17 protein-coding genes are annotated in these 19983 nt (G+C 62.1%); 13 read left to right on the plus strand and 4 right to left on the minus strand.

Going from position 1 to position 19983, the window contains the following annotated elements:
- Nucleotides 1-11 precede the first annotated feature (11 nt).
- The 9 genes from pilW to CKW13_RS07505 all read left to right on the plus strand — a co-directional run bounded on the left by pilW (nucleotide 12) and on the right by CKW13_RS07505 (nucleotide 9667).
- Nucleotides 12-770 (plus strand): type IV pilus biogenesis/stability protein PilW, encoded by a 759-nt coding sequence (gene pilW / locus CKW13_RS07465; RefSeq protein WP_095107948.1) that lies wholly within the window; start codon nucleotides 12-14, stop codon nucleotides 768-770.
- Nucleotides 770-1762, plus strand: coding sequence for a RodZ family helix-turn-helix domain-containing protein (locus CKW13_RS07470; protein WP_095107949.1), 993 nt, complete (start codon nucleotides 770-772; stop codon nucleotides 1760-1762). Before pilW ends, CKW13_RS07470 begins: the two co-directional genes overlap by 1 nt.
- A gap of 3 nt (nucleotides 1763-1765) precedes the next feature.
- The gene (ispG, locus tag CKW13_RS07475; protein WP_095107950.1) at nucleotides 1766-2875 is read left to right on the plus strand and encodes a flavodoxin-dependent (E)-4-hydroxy-3-methylbut-2-enyl-diphosphate synthase; all 1110 of its coding nucleotides are present in this window, start codon (nucleotides 1766-1768) and stop codon (nucleotides 2873-2875) included.
- A 22-nt stretch (nucleotides 2876-2897) separates the two neighbouring features.
- On the plus strand, nucleotides 2898-4187 hold the full coding sequence (gene hisS / locus CKW13_RS07480) for a histidine--tRNA ligase (RefSeq protein WP_095107951.1): 1290 nt from the start codon (nucleotides 2898-2900) through the stop codon (nucleotides 4185-4187).
- Nucleotides 4188-4227: 40 nt separating this feature from the next.
- The gene (locus CKW13_RS07485) at nucleotides 4228-4869 is read left to right on the plus strand and encodes a tetratricopeptide repeat protein (protein WP_095107952.1); all 642 of its coding nucleotides are present in this window, start codon (nucleotides 4228-4230) and stop codon (nucleotides 4867-4869) included.
- Nucleotides 4862-6013, plus strand: coding sequence for an outer membrane protein assembly factor BamB (gene bamB, locus CKW13_RS07490; RefSeq protein WP_095107953.1), 1152 nt, complete (start codon nucleotides 4862-4864; stop codon nucleotides 6011-6013). Before CKW13_RS07485 ends, bamB begins: the two co-directional genes overlap by 8 nt.
- A 135-nt stretch (nucleotides 6014-6148) precedes the next feature.
- Entirely contained in the window at nucleotides 6149-7621 is a 1473-nt protein-coding gene (gene der, locus CKW13_RS07495) for a ribosome biogenesis GTPase Der (RefSeq protein ID WP_095107954.1), read from the plus strand.
- A 118-nt stretch (nucleotides 7622-7739) separates the two neighbouring features.
- Complete coding sequence (locus CKW13_RS07500) at nucleotides 7740-8888, plus strand: pyridoxal phosphate-dependent aminotransferase (protein ID WP_095107955.1); 1149 nt, start codon at nucleotides 7740-7742, stop codon at nucleotides 8886-8888.
- Entirely contained in the window at nucleotides 8876-9667 is a 792-nt protein-coding gene (locus CKW13_RS07505) for an amidohydrolase (RefSeq protein WP_095107956.1), read from the plus strand. Before CKW13_RS07500 ends, CKW13_RS07505 begins: the two co-directional genes overlap by 13 nt.
- Nucleotides 9668-9840: 173 nt before the next feature.
- On the opposite strand, the gene leuA is transcribed toward CKW13_RS07505, so the two are convergent.
- The 4 genes from leuA to CKW13_RS07530 form a co-directional block, all read right to left on the minus strand.
- Entirely contained in the window at nucleotides 9841-11520 is a 1680-nt protein-coding gene (gene leuA, locus CKW13_RS07510; protein WP_095107957.1) for a 2-isopropylmalate synthase, read from the minus strand.
- Nucleotides 11521-11920: 400 nt separating this feature from the next.
- Entirely contained in the window at nucleotides 11921-12742 is an 822-nt protein-coding gene (locus tag CKW13_RS07520) for a peptidoglycan DD-metalloendopeptidase family protein (protein WP_095107958.1), read from the minus strand.
- 3 nt (nucleotides 12743-12745) lie between these two features.
- A complete protein-coding gene (xseA, locus tag CKW13_RS07525) occupies nucleotides 12746-14125 on the minus strand; it encodes an exodeoxyribonuclease VII large subunit (RefSeq protein ID WP_095107959.1) in 1380 nt (459 codons plus the stop codon).
- 27 nt (nucleotides 14126-14152) lie between these two features.
- Entirely contained in the window at nucleotides 14153-15067 is a 915-nt protein-coding gene (locus tag CKW13_RS07530) for a LysR family transcriptional regulator (protein ID WP_095107960.1), read from the minus strand.
- 103 nt (nucleotides 15068-15170) lie between these two features.
- Here CKW13_RS07530 and CKW13_RS07535 point away from each other — a divergent pair, with 103 nt between their 5' ends.
- The 4 genes from CKW13_RS07535 to guaA all read left to right on the plus strand — a co-directional run bounded on the left by CKW13_RS07535 (nucleotide 15171) and on the right by guaA (nucleotide 19890).
- Nucleotides 15171-15938 (plus strand): sulfite exporter TauE/SafE family protein, encoded by a 768-nt coding sequence (locus CKW13_RS07535; protein ID WP_095107961.1) that lies wholly within the window; start codon nucleotides 15171-15173, stop codon nucleotides 15936-15938.
- Nucleotides 15939-16054: 116 nt separating this feature from the next.
- A complete protein-coding gene (locus tag CKW13_RS07540) occupies nucleotides 16055-16603 on the plus strand; it encodes a sugar ABC transporter ATPase (protein WP_095107962.1) in 549 nt (182 codons plus the stop codon).
- 113 nt (nucleotides 16604-16716) lie between these two features.
- Nucleotides 16717-18186 carry an IMP dehydrogenase gene (gene guaB, locus CKW13_RS07545; RefSeq protein WP_095107963.1) on the plus strand — a complete coding sequence of 490 codons (1470 nt, stop codon included), beginning with the start codon at nucleotides 16717-16719 and terminating at the stop codon, nucleotides 18184-18186.
- Nucleotides 18187-18312: 126 nt separating this feature from the next.
- Nucleotides 18313-19890, plus strand: a complete 1578-nt coding sequence (guaA, locus tag CKW13_RS07550; RefSeq protein WP_095107964.1) for a glutamine-hydrolyzing GMP synthase — start codon at nucleotides 18313-18315, stop codon at nucleotides 19888-19890.
- Nucleotides 19891-19983: the final 93 nt, after the last annotated feature.

Here is a 19983-nt window from a genome sequence, read left to right on the forward strand (position 1 = left end):
AGAGGATCTCCATGCCTGTGCGCCTCGCGCTGCTTTTGCTGTTTGCCAGCCTGTTGGCCGGTTGTGTGCTGTTCGGTGAAACCCACCCAATGGCAACGAGCAAGGGCCGCGATGAGGCGCGTGCTGCCTATGTCCAGCTTGGCCTGGGCTATTTGCAGCAGGGCCTGAGCGAGCAAGCGAAGGCACCGCTGACCAAGGCGTTGGAGCTGAACGCCAACGATGCCGACGCCAACGCGGCCCTTGCGCTGGTGTTCCAGGCGGAAATGGAGCCCGAGCTGGCAGAAGGCTATTTTCGCAAGGCATTGGCTGCCCGCCCCGACGAACCGCGTATCCTGAACAACTACGGCAGTTTTCTGTTTGAACAAAAGCGTTACCCGGACGCTTACCAGTACTTTGAGCGGGCCGCTGCCGATACTCTCTACTCCGAGCGTTCGCGGGTTTTCGAGAACCTGGGGGTGACGGCGTCGGTGATGGGCCAGCGTGATGTGGCCCGTCAGCAACTGGAAAAAGCCTTGCGCCTGAACCGGCAACAGCCGCGCGCCTTGCTGGAAATGGCTGAGTTGTCTTTCGAAGATAGGCAATATGTCCCCGCGCGGGACTATTACGATCGTTTTAGCCTGCTCAGCGCGCAAAATGCACGTAGTCTATTGCTCGGTCTGAAATTGGCCGATGTGTTTGAGGACCGCGACAAGGCCATGCGTATTGGCCAGCAACTAGAACGACTCTATCCCGGTACGCCGGAATATCAGCAATACCTGTCGGAGCAATGATGAAAGCGGCGCATCCCGAAGTTGTAGCAGCGACTCGTGTCAATCCCGGTGAGACTTTGCGCCAGGCTCGCGAAAGCAATGGCTGGTCGTTGGCCGAAGTGGCGTTGAAGCTCAACCTCACGATCAGTTCATTGACCAACCTGGAAAACGGCGCCTTCGACAAATTGCCGGGGCATACCTTCGCCCGCGGTTATATCCGCGCCTATGCCAAGTTGCTGGAGATGGACCAGACAGTGTTGGTGCAGGCGTTCGATCAGTACACCGGCACCGATTCCCAAGGCAGCAGCGTGCACAGCCTGGGCCGGATCGAGGAGCCTGTGCGGGTTTCCCACACTATTTTGCGCATTGTCAGCCTACTGTTGTTGATTGCGGTGGTCGGTGGTGGCTTTATCTGGTGGCAAGACCAGACGTCGCTGCGCACCAAGGACCTGATCGGCCTCAACCAAGAACACGTTGAAGTCGAGGGCGCCGATGGCACCACGCAGATTCATCCCCTCGACGAGCCGGAAGACCAGGCTGTCGTAGAAGGCCAGAGCGAGGGCGAAACCGCCCTGGCCCTGCCTGATGCATCAACCACTGGCGAAGCTGCGGCCGAAGCCAGCGCGCCCACAGCACCTGTGGTGGCTGCGGCCACTGCGGTCACCCCGCCAGCGCCAGTAGTGAACGCGCCGGCTACCCCAGCAGCTCCCGTTGTCAGTGCCCCGGCGCCCGCGGCTCTGGCTCCGACTGTGGCTCAAGCCCCTGCGGCGGGTGATGGCCAGGTGCAACTGCAATTCACCGCCGACTGCTGGGCACAAGTGACCGATGGCAGCGGCAAGGTTCTGGTCAGTGCCCTTAAGCGCAAGGGCGAGACTGTCGATGTCAGCGGCAAGCCGCCATTTTCCGTGCGCCTGGGTTATGCCCGAGGCGCACAAGTCAGCTACAACGGGCGAGCGGTCGATCTCGCGCCGTTCACGAGTGGCGAGACTGCTCGCCTGAAGTTGGGTCAATAAGTCATGCACGGCGAATCTCCAATCAAACGTCGCGAATCCCGCAAAATCTGGGTCGGCTCGGTTCCCGTGGGTGGCGATGCGCCTATCGCGGTTCAGAGTATGACCAACAGCGACACCAACGATGTGGCCGCCACCGTGGCCCAGATCAATCGTCTGGAAGCGGCAGGTGTGGATATCGTGCGAGTGTCCGTGCCGGACATGGACGCAGCCGAGGCCTTCGGGCGGATCAAGCAACTGGTCAAGGTGCCCTTGGTTGCCGATATTCACTTCGACTACAAGATCGCCTTGCGTGTCGCCGAGTTGGGCGTGGATTGCCTGCGAATCAACCCGGGCAATATCGGTCGCGAAGACCGAGTGCGTGCCGTGGTCGATGCGGCTCGCGACCGCGGAATTCCGATCCGGATCGGCGTCAACGCCGGTTCCCTGGAAAAAGACCTGCAGAAGAAATACGGCGAGCCGACCCCGGCTGCTTTGGTCGAGTCGGCGCTGCGCCATGTCGAACACCTGGAGCGCCTGAATTTCCAGGACTTCAAGGTCAGTGTGAAGGCCTCCGACGTGTTCATGGCCGTTGAAGCCTACCGCCTCTTGGCCAAGGAAATCGTCCAACCGTTGCACCTGGGGATCACCGAGGCCGGCGGTTTGCGTTCAGGCACAGTGAAATCTGCCGTGGGCCTCGGTATGCTGCTGGCCGAAGGGATTGGCGATACTATCCGCATCTCGTTGGCGGCTGATCCGGTCGAGGAAGTGAAAGTCGGCTACGACATTCTCAAATCCCTGCATTTACGCTCCCGTGGCATCAACTTCATTGCCTGCCCGAGTTGCTCGCGGCAGAACTTCGACGTGGTGAAAACCATGAACGAACTGGAAGTCCGCCTCGAAGACCTGCTGGTACCACTGGACGTCGCGGTGATTGGCTGCGTGGTCAACGGCCCCGGTGAAGCCAAGGAAGCCCACGTGGGCCTGACTGGCGGTACGCCGAACCTGATTTACATCGACGGCAAGCCGTCGCAGAAGCTGACGAATGACAATCTGGTGGATCAACTCGAAAGATTGATCCGCCAGAAAGCGGCCGAAAAGGTCGAGGCTGACGCTGCGGTCATTGCGCGCGGCTGATCGAACGAACTAAGGAATTTTTGTGAGCAAGTCTCTGCAAGCCATTCGTGGCATGAACGACATCCTGCCCGAACAGACGCCGTTGTGGCGTTACTTTGAAGGTACGGTCGCGCGCCTGCTGGATAACTACGGTTATAAGCAGATCCGCATGCCGATCGTCGAGTTCACCGAGCTGTTCAAACGCTCCATCGGTGAAGTGACCGACATCGTCGAAAAAGAGATGTACACCTTCGATGACCGCAACGGCGACTCCCTAACCCTGCGCCCCGAAGGCACTGCTGCCTGCGTGCGCGCAGTGCTGGAACACGGCATTACCGGCGGTGGCCAGGTGCAGAAGCTCTGGTACATCGGCCCGATGTTCCGCCACGAACGCCCGCAGAAAGGCCGCTATCGCCAGTTTCACCAGATAGGCGTCGAAGTGTTCAACCTCGACGGCCCGGACATCGATGCTGAGCTGATCGTGCTGACTTGGCGCCTGTGGGGCGAGCTGGGTATCCGTGATGCGGTCAAGCTTGAACTCAACAGCTTGGGCACCAGCGAGTCCCGCGGGCGCTATCGCGAAGCGCTGGTGGCGTATCTCTCGCAGCACCTGGACCAGCTTGACGAAGACAGCCAGCGTCGCCTGAAGACCAACCCGTTGCGGGTGCTGGATACCAAGAACGCCGATACCCAAGCGGTTCTGGTCGATGCGCCGAAAATGGCCGATTACCTGGACGATGAATCGCGCATCCACTTTGAAGGGCTCAAGGCGCGCCTGGATGCGGCGGGCATTCCCTACGTGATTAATCCCAAACTGGTGCGCGGGCTCGATTACTACAGCAAGACCGTTTTTGAATGGGTGACCGATAAGCTCGGCGCCCAAGGCACCGTGTGCGCCGGTGGCCGCTACGATGGCCTCGTCGAGCAGATGGGCGGCAAACCTACTTCCGGCGTCGGTTTCGCCATGGGCATCGAGCGTCTGGTACTGATGCTTGAGGCACTGGAGCAAGTTCCAGAAGAGTTGTCGCGCCAGGTTGATGTTTACCTCTGCGCCTTCGGCGAGGCCGCCGAACTGGCTGCTCTGGCCTTGAGCGAGCGAGTGCGTGACCAGTTGCCCCACCTGCGCCTGCAGGTCAATGCCGGTGCCGGCAGCTTCAAGAGCCAGTTCAAGAAAGCCGACAAGAGCGGTGCGTTGTACGCACTGATCCTGGGTGACGATGAGCTGGCGCAGCAAGTGGTAGGTTTCAAACCCCTGCGTGGCCAGGGTGAACAACAAAGCGTCGCCTGGGATGCACTTGCTGCGCACCTGGCCACCTGCGTCGTGCAGGGTTGAAGCTGTCAAACAGCCGATTTAGCGAATAAGGAGTATTGGGGTGTCGAGTAGCGAAGATGAACAGCTAGCGGAATTCAAAGACTGGTGGCAGCGGAACGGCAAACCCTTGGTCACTGGCGGCCTGTTGGCGCTGGTTATCGTGTTCGGCTGGCAGGCCTGGCAGAAGTACCAGAGCAATCAGTCGCAAGGCGCCTCGATTCTCTATCAGCAACTGCTGGAAACCACGTTGACGCCCGACGGCAAGCCTGACCCGGCCCGTGTCGCGGACCTGGCGGGCAAGTTGAACAAAGAGTTCGGCGGCACCGCTTATGCCCAGTACGGCAGCCTGTTCGTGGCCAAGGTCGCGGTCGATACCGGCAAGCTGGACGACGCTGCGGCCCAGCTCAAGGCAATTGCCGACAAACCGGTCAACCCGACTCTGGGCGAAGTGGCGCGTCAGCGTCTGGCCCAGGTGTTGGCGGCACAGAACAAGGCTGATGAGGCCCTCAAGTTGCTGGAAGGAGATGCGGACAAGGCGTTCCTGGCCACTCGCGAAGAACTCAAAGGTGACCTGCTGGTCCAGTTGGGTCGCGCCGACGAAGCCCATGCCGCGTATGAAAAAGCCAAGGCTGCGCTGTCTGATGAAGCAGCGGTCGGTGGCCTACAAATCAAGCTGGACGACTTGGCCAAAGGGGATGCGTGACGTGATTCGTTGGAAACATGCAGCATTGCTGGCCCTGGCCATTCTGGCCGCGGGTTGCAGCAGCAACAGCAAAAAAGAATTGCCTCCGGCAGAGCTGGTCGACTTCAAAGAAGAAGTGGTCCTGCAAAAGCAATGGAGCCGTTCGGTCGGTGACGGCCAGGGCGAAACCTACAACATGCTGGTGCCGGCGATCGACGGTGACACCCTCTACGCCGCCGATGTGACGGGCGTGGTGATGTCGCTCGATCGCATGACCGGCGACGTCAAGTGGAAGCAGGATCTCGATCTGCCCGTCTCCGGCGCCGTCGGCGTGGGTTATGGCCTGGTCATGATCGGCACCCTCAAGGGCGAAGTGGTTGCCCTGGATTCCAGCAATGGCGAAGAGAAATGGCGCGCACGCGTGACCAGTGAAGTGCTTGCGCCGCCCGCCACCAACGGTGACGTGGTGGTGGTGCAGACCCAGGACGATCGCCTGATCGGCCTGGATGCTGCCACTGGCAACCAGCGCTGGCTCTATGACAGCACCCCGGCGGTACTGACCCTGCGCGGCACCAGTGCCCCGATCGTCACCAATCGCCTAGCCGTCGCCGGCCTCTCCACCGGTAAAGTGGTGGCCCTGGATACCCAGAACGGCGTGCCGGTCTGGGAGCAACGGGTAGCCATTCCACAAGGTCGTTCGGAACTGGATCGCGTGGTCGATATTGATGGTGGTCTGCTGTTGTCTGGCGGCACCCTGTATATCGCCAGCTACCAGGGCCGTGTTGCGGCGCTGGACCTGGAAAGCGGTCGTCCGCTCTGGCAGCGGGATGCTTCCAGCTACGCCGGTGTGGCCCAGGGCTTTGGCAGCGTCTACGTGAGCCTGGCTTCGGGCACCGTCGAAGGCGTGGACGAGCGTTCTACCACCGCGTTGTGGACCAACGATTCCCTGGCACGCCGCCAGTTGTCGGCACCGGAAGTGTTTTCCAGCTACGTGGCCGTCGGTGACCTGGAAGGTTACCTGCACCTGTTGAGCCAGGTGGATGGCCGCTTCGTCGGCCGTGAGCGTATCGACAGCGATGGCCTGCGTGCCCGTCCGCTGGTGGTAGGCGACATGATTTATGTGTATGGCAACAGTGGCAAACTGGAAGCCCTGACCATCAAGTAATGACTATGCTTGGGGTCTGACCCCAAGCGGCCCCGTTCTCACGGGGTTTGCAGCGCCTCCGGGCGCTGCCCCGAGCACCAGCCGCTGCCTCGCAGCGGCTTTTGTATTTTCGCAAATAACGAAGTGGAGAGCCGCATGGTTCCCGTAATCGCCCTGGTGGGCCGCCCGAACGTCGGCAAGTCCACCCTGTTCAACCGCCTGACCAGGACTCGCGACGCCATTGTCGGCGACTTGTCCGGTCTGACCCGTGATCGCCAATACGGTGAGGCAAAGTGGCAAGGGCGCTCCTACATTTTGATCGATACCGGCGGTATTTCCGGTGACGAGCATGGCATGGACGAAAAGATGGCCGAGCAGTCGCTGCTGGCCATCGAAGAAGCCGATGTCGTCCTCTTTCTGGTCGATGCCCGCGCCGGTTTCACCGCTGCCGACCAGATGATCGCCGAGCACCTGCGCAAGCGAAACAAGCGTTCCTACGTGGTCGCCAACAAGGTCGACAACATCGACCCTGAAATGGCCCGCGCCGAGTTCGCCCCGTTGGGCATGGGCCACGCGATCCCGATCGCCGGTGCCCACGGCCGCGGCATCACGCAGATGCTGGAAATCGCCCTGAGCGACTTCCCCAAAGACGATGACGAAGCGCCTGAAGACGGCGAAGAGGAAATCGTCGAAGAAGGCCAGGAAGCCAAGCGCATTCCCGGTCCGAGCGAAAAAGACGGGATCAAGATTGCCATCATCGGCCGCCCGAACGTCGGCAAGTCGACCCTGGTCAACCGCATGCTCGGTGAAGACCGGGTTATCGTCTACGACCAGCCCGGCACCACCCGCGACAGCATCTATATTCCCTTTGAGCGTAACGAAGAGAAGTACACGCTGATCGACACCGCTGGTGTGCGCAAACGCGGCAAGATCCACGAGGAAGTTGAAAAGTTCTCCGTGGTCAAGACCCTGCAAGCGATCAAAGACGCCAACGTGGTGATCTTCGTCATGGATGCCCGCGAAGGTGTGGTTGACCACGACCTCAACCTGCTGGGCTTTGCCCTGGAAGCGGGTCGGGCGCTGGTGATCGCGATCAACAAGTGGGACGGCATGACCCCCGGCGAGCGTGATTTCGTCAAGGTCGAGTTGCAACGTCGCCTGTTTTTCGTTGATTTTGCCGACATTCACTTCATCTCGGCCCTGCACGGCACGGGCGTGGGCAACCTCTACGCTTCGGTGCAGAACTCGTTCAAGTCGGCGGTCACCCGCTGGCCGACGAATCGCCTGACCCAGATTCTCGAAGACGCCGTGGGCGAGCATGCGCCGCCGATGGTCAACAACCGTCGGATCAAGCTGCGGTACGCCCACTTGGGCGGTGCCAACCCGCCGATTATCGTGATCCACGGTAACCAGATCGAGAAGGTGCCCAAGTCCTATGTGCGCTACCTGGAGAACACCTATCGCCGGGTGCTGAAACTGGTCGGTACGCCGATCCGTATTGAGTTCAAGGGCGGTGAGAACCCGTACGAAGGCAACAAAAACACGCTCACCGACCGCCAGGTCAACAAGAAGCGTCGTTTGATGACCCACCACAAGAAGGCCGACAAGAAGCGCCGCGACAAGCGCTGATTCATCGGGCCGGTTGAAGAAGGGCGCTTTATGCGCCCTTTTTTTATGGGCGTTGGATGGGCTATCCTCCGGGGCTCCCGCGCCGCCGTAGAGCCGGGTGTTGAGCAGGGAATCACCCATGATCGCCAGTAAGCTGCCGAATGTCGGCACCACTATCTTCACCCGCATGTCGCAGCTCGCGATGGAAACCGGCGCACTGAACCTGTCCCAGGGCTTTCCCGATTTCGACGGCCCGCAGGCCCTACGGGATGCGCTCAGTTGGCATGTTGCCAACGGCCACAACCAGTACTCGCCCATGACCGGCCTGCCGGCACTGCGCCAGCAAGTGGCTGCGAAGATCCAGCGCAGCTACGGCGTGCGGGTCAATGTGGACATGGAAGTCACCATCACCCCCGGCGCCACCCAGGGCATCTTCTGCGCCATCCAGGCGGTTATCCACAGCGGCGATGAAGTTATCGTTTTCGACCCTGCCTACGACAGCTACGAGCCATCGGTAGAACTGGCCGGCGGGCGTTGCGTGCATGTGCAACTGGACAGCCAGACCTTCACCATCGATTTCAACAAGCTCGCCCAGGCGCTGAGCCCGCGCACGCGGATGATTATTCTCAACTCCCCGCATAACCCCAGCGGCGCGTTGATCTCCCGGGCCGAGCTGGACCAGTTGGCGCAACTGATCCGCGACCGCGACATTTACCTGATTAGCGACGAAGTTTACGAGCACCTGGTGTTCGACGGCGTGGCCCACGCCAGTGTGCTGGCCCACGAAGAGCTGTATCAGCGCGCCTTTGTGGTCAGTTCGTTCGGCAAGACCTACCACGTAACCGGTTGGAAAACCGGTTACGTGGTGGCGCCTCCGGCCCTGAGCGCCGAGCTGCGCAAAGTGCACCAGTACGTGAGTTTCTGCGGTGTGACGCCATTGCAGTACGCCCTGGCCGATTTCATGGCCGAGCACCCGGAGCACATCGATGAGCTGCCGGGGTTCTATCAGGCCAAGCGCGATTTGTTCTGCGATCTGCTCGCGCCTTCGCGCTTGAGCTTTACCCGGGTCACCGGCACCTACTTCCAGTTGGTGGATTACTCGCAGATCCGCCCAGACCTCAATGATGTCGAGATGGCGCTGTGGCTCACCCGTGAGCATGGCGTGGCGACCATCCCGGTGTCGGTGTTCTACCAGAACCCACCACAAGAGCAGCGCCTGGTGCGCTTGTGCTTCGCTAAACGGGAGGAGACGCTGCGTCAGGCAGCGCAAAAACTATGTGGGATTTGACTGCTTTTCCGAACCTGAACATCGCCCTGGTGCAGACCACGCTGGCCTGGCACGACCGTCAGGCCAACCACGATCACTTCGAGTTGCTGCTGGAACAGGCGCGTGGCGCGGACTTGATAATCCTGCCGGAGATGTTCACCACGGGGTTTTCCATGGAGTCCGAAACCCTGGCCGAGCCCGAGAACGGCCCCACCAGCCAATGGCTGCGGGGCCAGGCGAAAAAGTACGACGCGGTGGTGACCGGCAGCCTGATTGTGCAACTGGCCGATGGCAGCTATCGCAACCGCTTGCTGTGGGCGCGCCCGGATGGCGAAGTGCTGCACTACGACAAGCGTCACCTGTTCCGCATGGCCGGCGAACATAAGCACTTCAGCCCAGGCGAGCGGCAGGTGCGGTTCGAGCTCAAAGGGTGGCGCATTCGGCCGCTGATTTGCTACGACCTGCGTTTCCCCGTGTGGAGCCGCGATCCCCACGACACCGACCTGCTGCTCTACACCGCCAACTGGCCGGGCGCGCGGCGCCAGCACTGGAACCGCTTGCTGCCCGCGCGGGCCATTGAAAACCTGTGCTACGTCGCGGCGGTCAATCGGGTTGGCACCGACGGCAAGGGCTTTGCCTACACCGGGGATAGCCAGGTTCTGGATTTCCAGGGCGAAAGCCTGTTGAGTGCGGGAGAGGCGGACGGGGTGTTCCTGGTGTGCCTGGATGCGGCAGAGCTGGCGGCTTATCGCACGAGGTTCCCGGCGAACCTGGATGCGGACGGTTTTCAGTTTGCCTGAGGGGGCGGCGTTACCTGCAAGATTGCTATCGCGGGTGAGCCCGCTCCCACAAGGATTTGTATTGTTTGCCACTCCCTCTGTGGGGGCCTGCCCGCGATAAGGCAGTACGAAATCCCAACCAATAAAAAGGCCCCTGGACGCTCATCCAGGGGCCTTTTGTATTGCGCAGGGCCTTACGCCGCTTTCGCCTGCGGCTGGCTGAGGGAGCGGTTCAGCGCGCTGAACAGGGCCTTGAAGCTGGCGGTGGTGATGTTTTCGTCGATACCCACGCCGTGGACCGCACGCTCACCATTGACCCGCAGTTCGATGTACGCCGCGGCCTTGGCGTTGGTGCCGGCGCCGATGGCGTGTTCGTTGTAGTCCATGATCTCCACCGGGATCGGCAAACCGGCCACCAAGGCTTCCAGGGCACCGTTACCCTTGCCGCGCCAGTGCAGGTTGGTTTCGCCCTGGCCTTTGCTGGAGACTTCCACCTCGACCGCGCTATGACCGTTCTCTTCCTGCAAGCGATGGCTGACCAGTGCATACGGGGTGTTGGCTTGCAGGTACTCGCTGTGGAGCAGGCTGTGGATCTGCTGGGCGGTCATCTCCAGGCCCAGGCGATCGGTTTCACGCTGCACGACTTGGCTGAACTCGATCTGCATGCGGCGTGGCAGGTTGATGCCGTACTCCTGTTCCAGCAAGTAAGCGATGCCGCCCTTGCCCGACTGGCTGTTGACGCGGATCACCGCCTCGTAGCTGCGGCCGATGTCGGCGGGGTCGATCGGCAGGTACGGCACTTCCCACAGGGTGTCGGGTTGTTGCTGGCTGAAGCCTTTGCGGATGGCGTCCTGGTGCGAGCCGGAGAACGCGGTGTGGACCAGGTCGCCCACGTAGGGGTGGCGCGGGTGCACCGGGATCTGGTTGCACTCTTCCACGACCTTGCGGATGCCGTCGATGTCGGAGAAGTCCAGCTCAGGGTCCACGCCCTGGGTGTAGAGGTTCAGCGCGACGGTCACCAGGTCGACGTTGCCGGTGCGCTCGCCGTTGCCGAACAGGCAGCCTTCGACACGGTCGGCGCCGGCCATCAGGCCCAGTTCGGTGGCGGCAACGCCTGTGCCACGGTCGTTATGGGTGTGCAGGCTGATGAGCACGCTGTCACGGCGGTTGATATGGCGGCCGAACCATTCGATCTGGTCGGCGTAGATGTTCGGCGTGGCGCACTCAACCGTGGCCGGCAGGTTGAGGATCATCTTGTGCTCGGGCGTTGGGTTCCACACCTCGATCACCGCGTCGCAGACTTCCTTGGAGAACTCCAGCTCCGTGGCGCTGAAGGTTTCTGGCGAGTACTCGAAGGTCCACTGGGTTTCAGGTTGCATGGCTGCGTACTTGACGAACAGCTTGGCGGCGTTCACGGCGATGGCCTTGACGCCTTCCTTGTCCTGGTTGAAGACGATTTTGCGGAAGGATGGGCTGGTGGCGTTGTACAGGTGGACGATGGCTTTTTTCGCCCCGCGCAGGGATTCGAAGGTGCGCTCGATAAGGTCTTCACGGCCCTGGGTGAGCACCTGGATGGTGGTGTCGTCCGGGATGTGGCCGTCTTCGATGAGGGTGCGTACGAAGTCGAAGTCGGTTTGCGAAGCGGCCGGGAAGGAGGCTTCGATTTCTTTCACGCCGACGGCGACCAGGGTTTTCCAGAAACGCAGTTTTTTCACTGCATCCATCGGCTCGATCAGCGACTGGTTGCCGTCGCGCAAATCGGAGCTGCACCAGATCGGCGCGCTAGTGATAGTTTTCGACGGCCAGGTGCGGTCCGGGATGTCGATGGTCGGGAAGGCGCGGTATTTCGAGGACGGGTCTTTGAGCATGGTCATCGGGGTAATCCTTATTGTTCGGCCGAAAAGAGGCGGCCTGCCGGTAATGCGTTTACGAGAGATGAGGCGAGGGGCGAGGCACCGCGATTCACCCTGGCAGTCGTGCGCTGACGAGGCACAGGCTGCGGTGTTGGCGACGCTGAATGAGGGTGTGAGAGGTTTTCATGCGTTCAACCCTAACCGCGCCGGGGGGACGATGGCAAGCGGCCGGGAAAAATTGAGATAAGTTCTGCTAATTCTCTAATTGGCGAGATTTTATGGCTTGTAAGTGAGGGATTATTAGCTTTGTTTGCGCGAGGCTATCGGCTTGCGCAATTGGGGCGGCTGGGCTGACGCCATCGCGGGCGAGCCCGCTCCCACAGGGATGGCGGCGATGACGCCAGCAGCTTTGCCGATGACCTCAGGGCTGGAACGCACCAATGAAAATCGCCGGGTCGACCCGCGCGTCGTTGAGGCTGACGTTCCAGTGCATATGGGGCCCGGTGGCGCGGCCGGTGGCGCCGACCTTGCCCACCACCGCGCCACGCGCCAATTGCTGGCCGGGCTTCACGTCGATTTTCGACATGTGGCAGAACATGCTGATAAAGCCCTGGCCGTGGTCGACGAACACGGTGTTGCCATTGAAGAAGTAGTTGCCGACCAGGATCACCTTGCCGCCGGCCGGGGTCTTGATGGGCGTGCCGGCGGGAACGGCGAAATCCAGCCCGGCGTGGGGGTTGCGCTCTTCGCCATTGAAGAAGCGGCGCACGCCGAACTTGCTCGACAGCGGGCCGTTGACCGGTTTGTCCAGCAGTAGGTTGCTTGGCAGGTTGGGGCTGAAGGTGCGGTAGGCCTTGAGCTGCACCGCCAGTTCGCCTTCGATGCGCTTGAGCTGCGCCTGGTCGGGGTTGACCTGGCTTTTGTTCTTCAGGGTGATGCGCTGTTCCGGGTACTTCTTGAAGCCGACGATGAACGGCAGGTTACGCCCTCCCGCCGTGATCTGGTGATTGCCAGGCTGGACGGTCAGCGGGATGCCGACAATGGCCAGCCAGTTCTCTTGTTCCTTGACCACCAGCACCGGTTTGCCTTGATAGCTCGCCTTGGGCGCTTGCGCCGCCGCGCCGAGGTCCACCACCGCCACGCCGCCGGGCACCGGTTTGTTGAGCAAACGGGTGATGTAGCTGTCGGCGTGGGCGTTGAGGGTCAGGCACAGCAGCAACAGGGTGCAGAAAAAACGCGGCATCGATCAGTCCAGTAAAGAGAGGGTGACAGGGGTCAGGTGGTTGTCTTCGACGCGCACCAGCAGTTCGCCTTCGCCGAGCCGGGCCTTGAGGCGCTGGCCGTTGTGGGTTTGCGCGGCGTTGCGGATGGCGTTGCCCCGTTCGTCGAGCAAAATGCTGTAGCCACGGCCCAGGGTGGCCAGTGGGCTGACCACGTGTAGGGTTTGCACCTGGCTTTGCAGTTGCAGGCGCCGGCGTTTGAGGCCTTCGCCCATGGCTCGTGGCAGACGCTCGGCGAGGCTGGCCAGGCGTTGGCGCAGCAAGGCCAGTTGCCGCCCGGGGTGCTGCCCGGCGAGGCGTGTTTCGAGCCGGATCAGGCGTTCGCGGCGGGAGTTGAGGCTGCGCTCGAAGGCGCGGCGCAGGCGCATGTCCAGGTCGTCCAGGCGTTGCGCTTGCTGGCGCAGGCGTTCGCCCGGATGGCGCAGGCGCCGGGCCATGCCTTCCAGGCGCAAGCGGTCGTGGCTCAGGCGATTGCGCATCAGCAGCACCAAGCGGCGGTGCAGGCTTTCGACCTGGCGCACCAGGTTGCTGGCATCCGGGGCCAGCAGTTCAGCGGCGGCCGAAGGGGTCGGCGCGCGCACGTCGGCGACGAAGTCGCTGATGGATACGTCGGTTTCATGGCCCACCGCGCTGACGATCGGCGTCACGCAGGCATCCACCGCCCGCGCCACGGCCTCTTCGTTGAAGCACCAGAGGTCTTCCAGCGAGCCGCCGCCACGGGCCAGGATCAGCGCATCGAAGCCACGGGCGTCGGCCAGTTGCAGGGCGCGGACGATCTGCGCGGTGGCTTCGCGGCCCTGCACGGCGGTGGGGATCAGGGTCAGCCGAACCTGGGGCGCACGGCGGCGGAACACGCTGATGATGTCGCGGATCACCGCGCCGGTGGGCGAACTGATGATGCCGATCCGCTGCGGATGGGCCGGCAGTGGCACTTTGCGCTCGGCGCTGAACAGGCCCTCGGCGCTGAGCTTCTCTTTCAGGGCATCGAAGGCCAGGCGCAACGCGCCGTCGCCGGCCGGCTCCACGGTGTCGAGGATCAACTGGTAGTCGCCACGGCCCTCGAACAACGAGACTTTGCCGCGCACTTTCACCGCCAGGCCATCCTTCAGCGCCTGGCGCACCCGCGCCGCGTTCTGGCGGAACAGCGCGCAGCGCACCTGGGCGCCGCTGTCCTTGAGGGTGAAATACACATGGCCAGACGCCGGGCGGGCGAGGTTGGAGATTTCGCCTTCGACCCAGATGTTGCTGAACACATCTTCGAGCAGCACCCGCGCGCGGCCGTTGAGTTGGCTGACGGTCAGGACTTCGCGGTCCAGGCCGAGTCTTGCAAAGGGATCTTTAATCATGGGGCGCAGTGTAAAGGCATAACGCGATCAATCTCCACGGCTGTGGGCAAATCCCTGGGTAAAGTGCCGGGCGAACTGTTCCACCAGCGGCGTGGGCGCTTGCCGGCACGCCAGGGCGATGGTGCTGTGGCAATCCGGGTCGGCCAGGGGTAGAAAGTGCAGGTTGGCGGGGGCGATGTCTTGCATCGATTCGGGCAGCAGGGCGATGCCGAACCCGGCCTGGATCAATTGCAACTGGGTGGTCTTGCGCGATACCACTCGCGCAGCCTTGGGGAAAAATCCGGCGCGCATGCACAGTTCCGCCGACAGGTAGCTCAAGCCCCCGCGCTGTGGGTGGGGCAGGGAGATGAAGGGCTGGTCCTTGAGTTGCGCCAAGTCCACGCCTTGGGCGGGCACTTGCCGGGCCAGCGCATGGCCTGGCGGCACCGCCAGCAGCAGGCGCTCGCTATATAAAGGCAGCACGCGCACGCCTTCGCGCTGGCGCAGCACAGGCAGGCGTAGCAGGCCGATGTCCAGGCGCCCCTCGGCCAACTCCTGCAATTGGGCTTCGGAGGACAGCTTGACGATGTCCATGGACACGCCGGGGTATTGCGCCAGATAAGCGCTGATGCCTTGGAGCAGGCGCCCGCACATGGGCACGGTGCTGGAGTGGCTCAAGCGCAGGGTGCCGCGCTGGCCATTGCCGACCTGGGTGGCCAGTTCGCTGGCCGCCTCAAGTTCGTTGAGCAGGCTGCGGGCGCGGGGGTAAAACGCCTCACCGGCCGCTGTGAGCCGCGGTTGTCGCGCGGTGCGCTCGAACAGCGGCGTTTGCAATTGGCTTTCCAGTTCTTTGATCTGCCGGCTCAGGGCCGATTGGGCGACGAACAGGCGCTCGGCGGCGGCGCTGAAACTGCCGCATTCGGCGATATCGACGAAGTAACGCAACTGGCGGGTGGAAATCACGAGTCATGCCTTTTTGAGATGGGTGGCGGGCAAGGATGATATTAGTCGCAATGCTCGTTGCTGGCTAAAGTCAGGCGCTAACCAAACAGGAGGCAGGCAAGTGATGAGCGTGATGGGGTTGTTGGAGTCATGGCCGTGGGGCGGGGTGGATTGGCTGGTGATCGGCCTGGGCATTGCACTGGCCTACATCGTGTTCGGCATCGCCGGGTTTGGCACGGCGCTGGTGGCCGGGCCGATCCTGATCCTGTTCATGCCACTGTCGAAAATCGTGCCCCTGCTGGTGCTGCTGGATTTTGTCGCCGCGTTCGGCAACCTGCTGCCGTCGCGCAAGGACGTGGCCCGGGCGGAATTGCTGCGCTTGTTGCCGTGCATGGTGGTGGGGTGCGCCCTGGGGGTGACCTTTTTGCTCAACCTCAAATCGGACATCTTGCTGTTGTTGATGGGGCTGTTTATCAGCGCCTATGCGATCTACAGCCTGGCGGTGAAAGTGCGCGCCAGCCAGCTCGCGGCCGGGTGGGCAGTGCCGATGGGCACGGTGGGCGGGTTGTTTGGCGCACTGTTTGGCAGCGGCGGGTTCCTGTATGCGATCTACCTCAATGCACGCTTGCCCAAGGATGCGGCGCGGGCCACCCAGAGTGCGCTGATTAGCTGTAGCACCCTGGTGCGCCTGAGCCTGTTCCTGCTGGCCGGGGTTTATGCCGAACTGCCGTTGCTGGTACTGGCAGCCTGCTTGCTGCCCGCCATGGCCTTGGGCCTGTGGATCGGCCGGCGCCTGAGCATGAAACTATCGCGCGAGGCCTTTGTGCGCCTGGTGACCTGGCTGGTGCTGGCCAGTGGCATTGCGCTGATCGGCCGCTATCTGAGCGCTTGACCTGCGGGGCTCAAGGATTAAGCTGCTGGCCTTTTAGCGCGCCATCGCGGGCAAAGCGCCACACTCTGTGGGTGCGGGCTCGCCCGCGATAGCGCCAGCAGCCCCGCAGGCCCGCCATGAATTCGCAAAGCATTCTCGTCCCGAAAATCTCCACCCTGCCGGTCCACGAACCCCGTGCGCGGGCGGTTGTGCGCTGGCTGGTGCGCAAGAACATTATTAAAGAAGAACTCTCGACCTGCGGGCGCACGGGCAATCGCATGGCCTACGCCATTGCCGACGGCGCCCGGGCGGTGGTGCTGCACCCCGAGGCGCTACCCTTCGGCGAGCCGATCAATGGCCTGGAAATCGTCACCAAGCGCTGCATCTACACGCCGGCCAAGGGTTTTCTCGAAGAGGCCGGTTGCCCCGAGTGCCGTCAGGAAGTGGGCGAGGTGTTGTTCGACAGCCTGGAAGACTGGATGCCGGGGCGCACCGATAACTTCATCTGCCCTTTGTGCGGCCATGAAGATGACATCAACGGCTTTCTGTTTTTACAGGAGTGCGGTTTTTCCAACCTGGGGTTTATCTTCAACAACTGGGCCGAGGCGGGCTTCAAGCCGAGTTTCATCGACGAGTTCGCCGACTGGCTGGATCAGAAGATCAGTTGGGTGAAAGTGGAGTTGTGAGCTTTTTGCCCCATCCATCCGCATGGCCAACATAGTCAGAGTTTTATCTTTCGCAGCCAGGGGTGTCTGAGTATAATGGCGCGCTTCCATTTTCCCGCTCGGGAGCCCCCGCGATGCTGCGTATCAGCCAAGAAGCTCTGACATTCGACGACATTCTCCTCGTGCCCGGTTATTCCGAGGTACTCCCTAACGAAGTCAGTCTCAAGACCCGCCTTACCCGTGGCATCGAGCTGAATATCCCCCTGGTTTCCGCTGCCATGGACACCGTCACTGAAGCCCGTTTGGCCATCGCCATGGCTCAGGAAGGTGGGATCGGCATCATCCACAAGAACATGACCATCGAGCAGCAAGCGGCTGAAGTGCGCAAGGTCAAGCGCTACGAAGCCGGCGTGGTCAAGGACCCGATCACCATCGAGGCCGACGCCACCGTACGCGAACTGTTCGAACTGACTCGCCTGCACAACATCTCCGGTGTTCCAGTGCTGCACAACGGCGACCTGGTTGGCATCGTCACTTCCCGTGACGTGCGTTTCGAGAACCGTCTGGAAGCCTCCGTTCGTGAAGTGATGACGCCTAAAGAGCGCCTGGTCACCGTGCGCGAAGGCGCCGACAAGGACGAAGCCCGCGAATTGCTGCACAAGCACCGCATCGAGCGCGTGCTGATCGTCGACGACAAGTTCGCCCTCAAAGGCATGATGACCGTCAACGACATCGAAAAAGCCAAGGCCTACCCGCTGGCCAGCAAGGACGACCAAGGTCGTCTGCGCGTGGGCGCGGCGGTCGGCACCGGCAAAGACACCGGCGACCGTGTGTCGGCCCTGGTCGCTGCCGGTGTGGACGTGGTGGTGGTCGACACCGCCCACGGTCACTCCAAAGGCGTGATCGACCGCGTGCGTTGGGTCAAACAGAACTTCCCTGAAGTGCAGGTGATCGGCGGCAACATCGCCACTGGCGCTGCCGCCAAGGCCCTGGCCGAAGCGGGCGCGGATGCGGTCAAGGTCGGTATCGGCCCAGGCTCGATCTGCACCACCCGTATCGTCGCCGGTGTCGGCGTGCCGCAAATCAGCGCCATCGCCAATGTCGCCGCTGCCCTTGAAGGCACCGGCGTGCCATTGATCGCCGACGGCGGCATCCGCTTCTCCGGTGACCTGTCCAAGGCCATCGTGGCCGGTGCGTCCTGCGTGATGATGGGCTCGATGTTCGCCGGTACCGAAGAGGCCCCGGGCGAGATCGAACTGTTCCAGGGCCGTTCGTACAAGGCGTATCGCGGCATGGGCTCGCTGGGTGCCATGTCCCAGGCCCAGGGTTCGTCCGACCGTTACTTCCAGGATTCCTCGGCCGGTGCCGAGAAGCTAGTACCTGAAGGCATCGAAGGTCGCGTGCCGTACAAGGGTTCCCTGACCGCCATCATCCATCAACTGATGGGCGGCCTGCGTTCCTCGATGGGTTACACCGGCAGCGCCGATATCGAAGAAATGCGCACCAAGCCTGAGTTCGTGCGCATCACCGGCGCCGGCATGGCTGAATCCCACGTCCACGACGTGCAGATCACCAAGGAAGCGCCGAACTATCGAGTCGGCTGACGCCGACAGCTAAAAGCCACAAGTTATGAGCTGCAAGCGGTGCTGCGTCAGCGCAGTCACCGCAAGGCTTCCGATTACTTGCAGCTTGCAGCTTGAAGCTTGCAACTGCTCTTCAGAGTTTCTTTCATGTCCCTCGACATTCACGCCCACCGCATCCTGATCCTCGACTTCGGTTCCCAGTACACCCAACTGATCGCCCGCCGCGTGCGCGAGATCGGCGTGTACTGCGAGCTGCACCCGTTCGACATGGACGATGACGCGATCCGCGAATTCGCTCCCAAAGGCGTCATCCTCGCCGGTGGCCCCGAGTCCGTGCATGAAGCCAACAGCCCGCGCTGCCCGCAAGCGGTGTTCGACCTGGGCGTGCCGGTTTTCGGTATCTGCTACGGCATGCAGACCATGGCCGAGCAACTGGGCGGCAAGGTCGAAGGCTCCGAGTTGCGCGAGTTCGGCTACGCCCGTGTCGATGTGGTCGGCAAGAGCCGCCTGCTCGATGGCATCGAAGACCATGTGGACGCCGATGGCCTGTTCGGCCTCGACGTGTGGATGAGCCACGGCGACAAGGTCACCAAGATGCCCCAGGACTTCCATATCCTGGCCAGCACTCCGAGCTGCCCGATTGCCGGCATGTTCAACGATGACCTGCGCTACTACGGCGTGCAGTTCCACCCGGAAGTGACCCACACCAAGCAGGGCGGCCGCATCCTGTCGCGCTTCATCCTCGACATCTGCGAGTGCGAAGCACTGTGGACCCCCTCGAAGATCGCCGAAGACGCCATCGCCCAAGTGCGCGCCCAGGTCGGCACCGACAACGTGCTGCTGGGCCTGTCCGGCGGTGTCGATTCCTCGGTCGTTGCTGCGCTGCTGCACAAGGCCATCGGCGACCAGTTGACCTGCGTCTTCGTCGACAACGGCCTGCTGCGCCTGCACGAAGGCGAGCAAGTGATGGCTATGTTCGCCGAGAACATGGGCGTCAAGGTGATCCGCGCCAACGCTGAAGAGCAGTTCCTCAACAACCTGGCCGGCGAGTCGGACCCGGAGAAGAAGCGCAAGATCATTGGCCGCACCTTCATCGACGTGTTCGATGCCCAGTCCAACAAACTGGACAACATCAAGTACCTGGCCCAGGGCACCATCTACCCGGACGTGATCGAGTCGGCGGGCGCGAAAAGCGGCAAGGCCCACGTCATCAAGTCCCACCACAACGTCGGTGGCCTGCCGGAAGAGATGAACCTCAAACTGGTCGAGCCCCTGCGCGAGCTGTTCAAGGACGAAGTCCGCCGCCTGGGCCTGGAGTTGGGCCTGCCCTACGACATGGTCTACCGCCACCCGTTCCCGGGCCCGGGCCTGGGTGTGCGCATCCTCGGTGAAGTGAAGAAGGAATACGCCGACCTGCTGCGTCGCGCCGACCACATCTTCATCGAAGAGCTGCGCAAGGCCGACTGGTACCACAAGGTCAGCCAGGCTTTCGTGGTATTCCAACCGGTGAAATCGGTGGGCGTGGTCGGTGATGGCCGTCGCTACGCTTGGGTCGTGGCCCTGCGTGCGGTGGAAACCATCGACTTCATGACCGCCCGCTGGGCGCACCTGCCCTATGAACTGCTGGAAACCGTCAGCGGCCGCATCATCAATGAAATCGAAGGCATCTCCCGCGTCACCTACGACGTGTCGAGCAAGCCGCCGGCGACCATTGAGTGGGAATGATCGTGAACAAGCCCTGAGGGCTGGCACGCTGTACACCCAATGACCGGGGGAGCCTTGCGCTCCCCCGGTTTTTTTTCGGCTCGGGGAAAGCCG

The organism is Pseudomonas sp. Irchel 3E20, assembly GCF_900187645.1.
Classification (GTDB): Bacteria; Pseudomonadota; Gammaproteobacteria; order Pseudomonadales; family Pseudomonadaceae; genus Aquipseudomonas.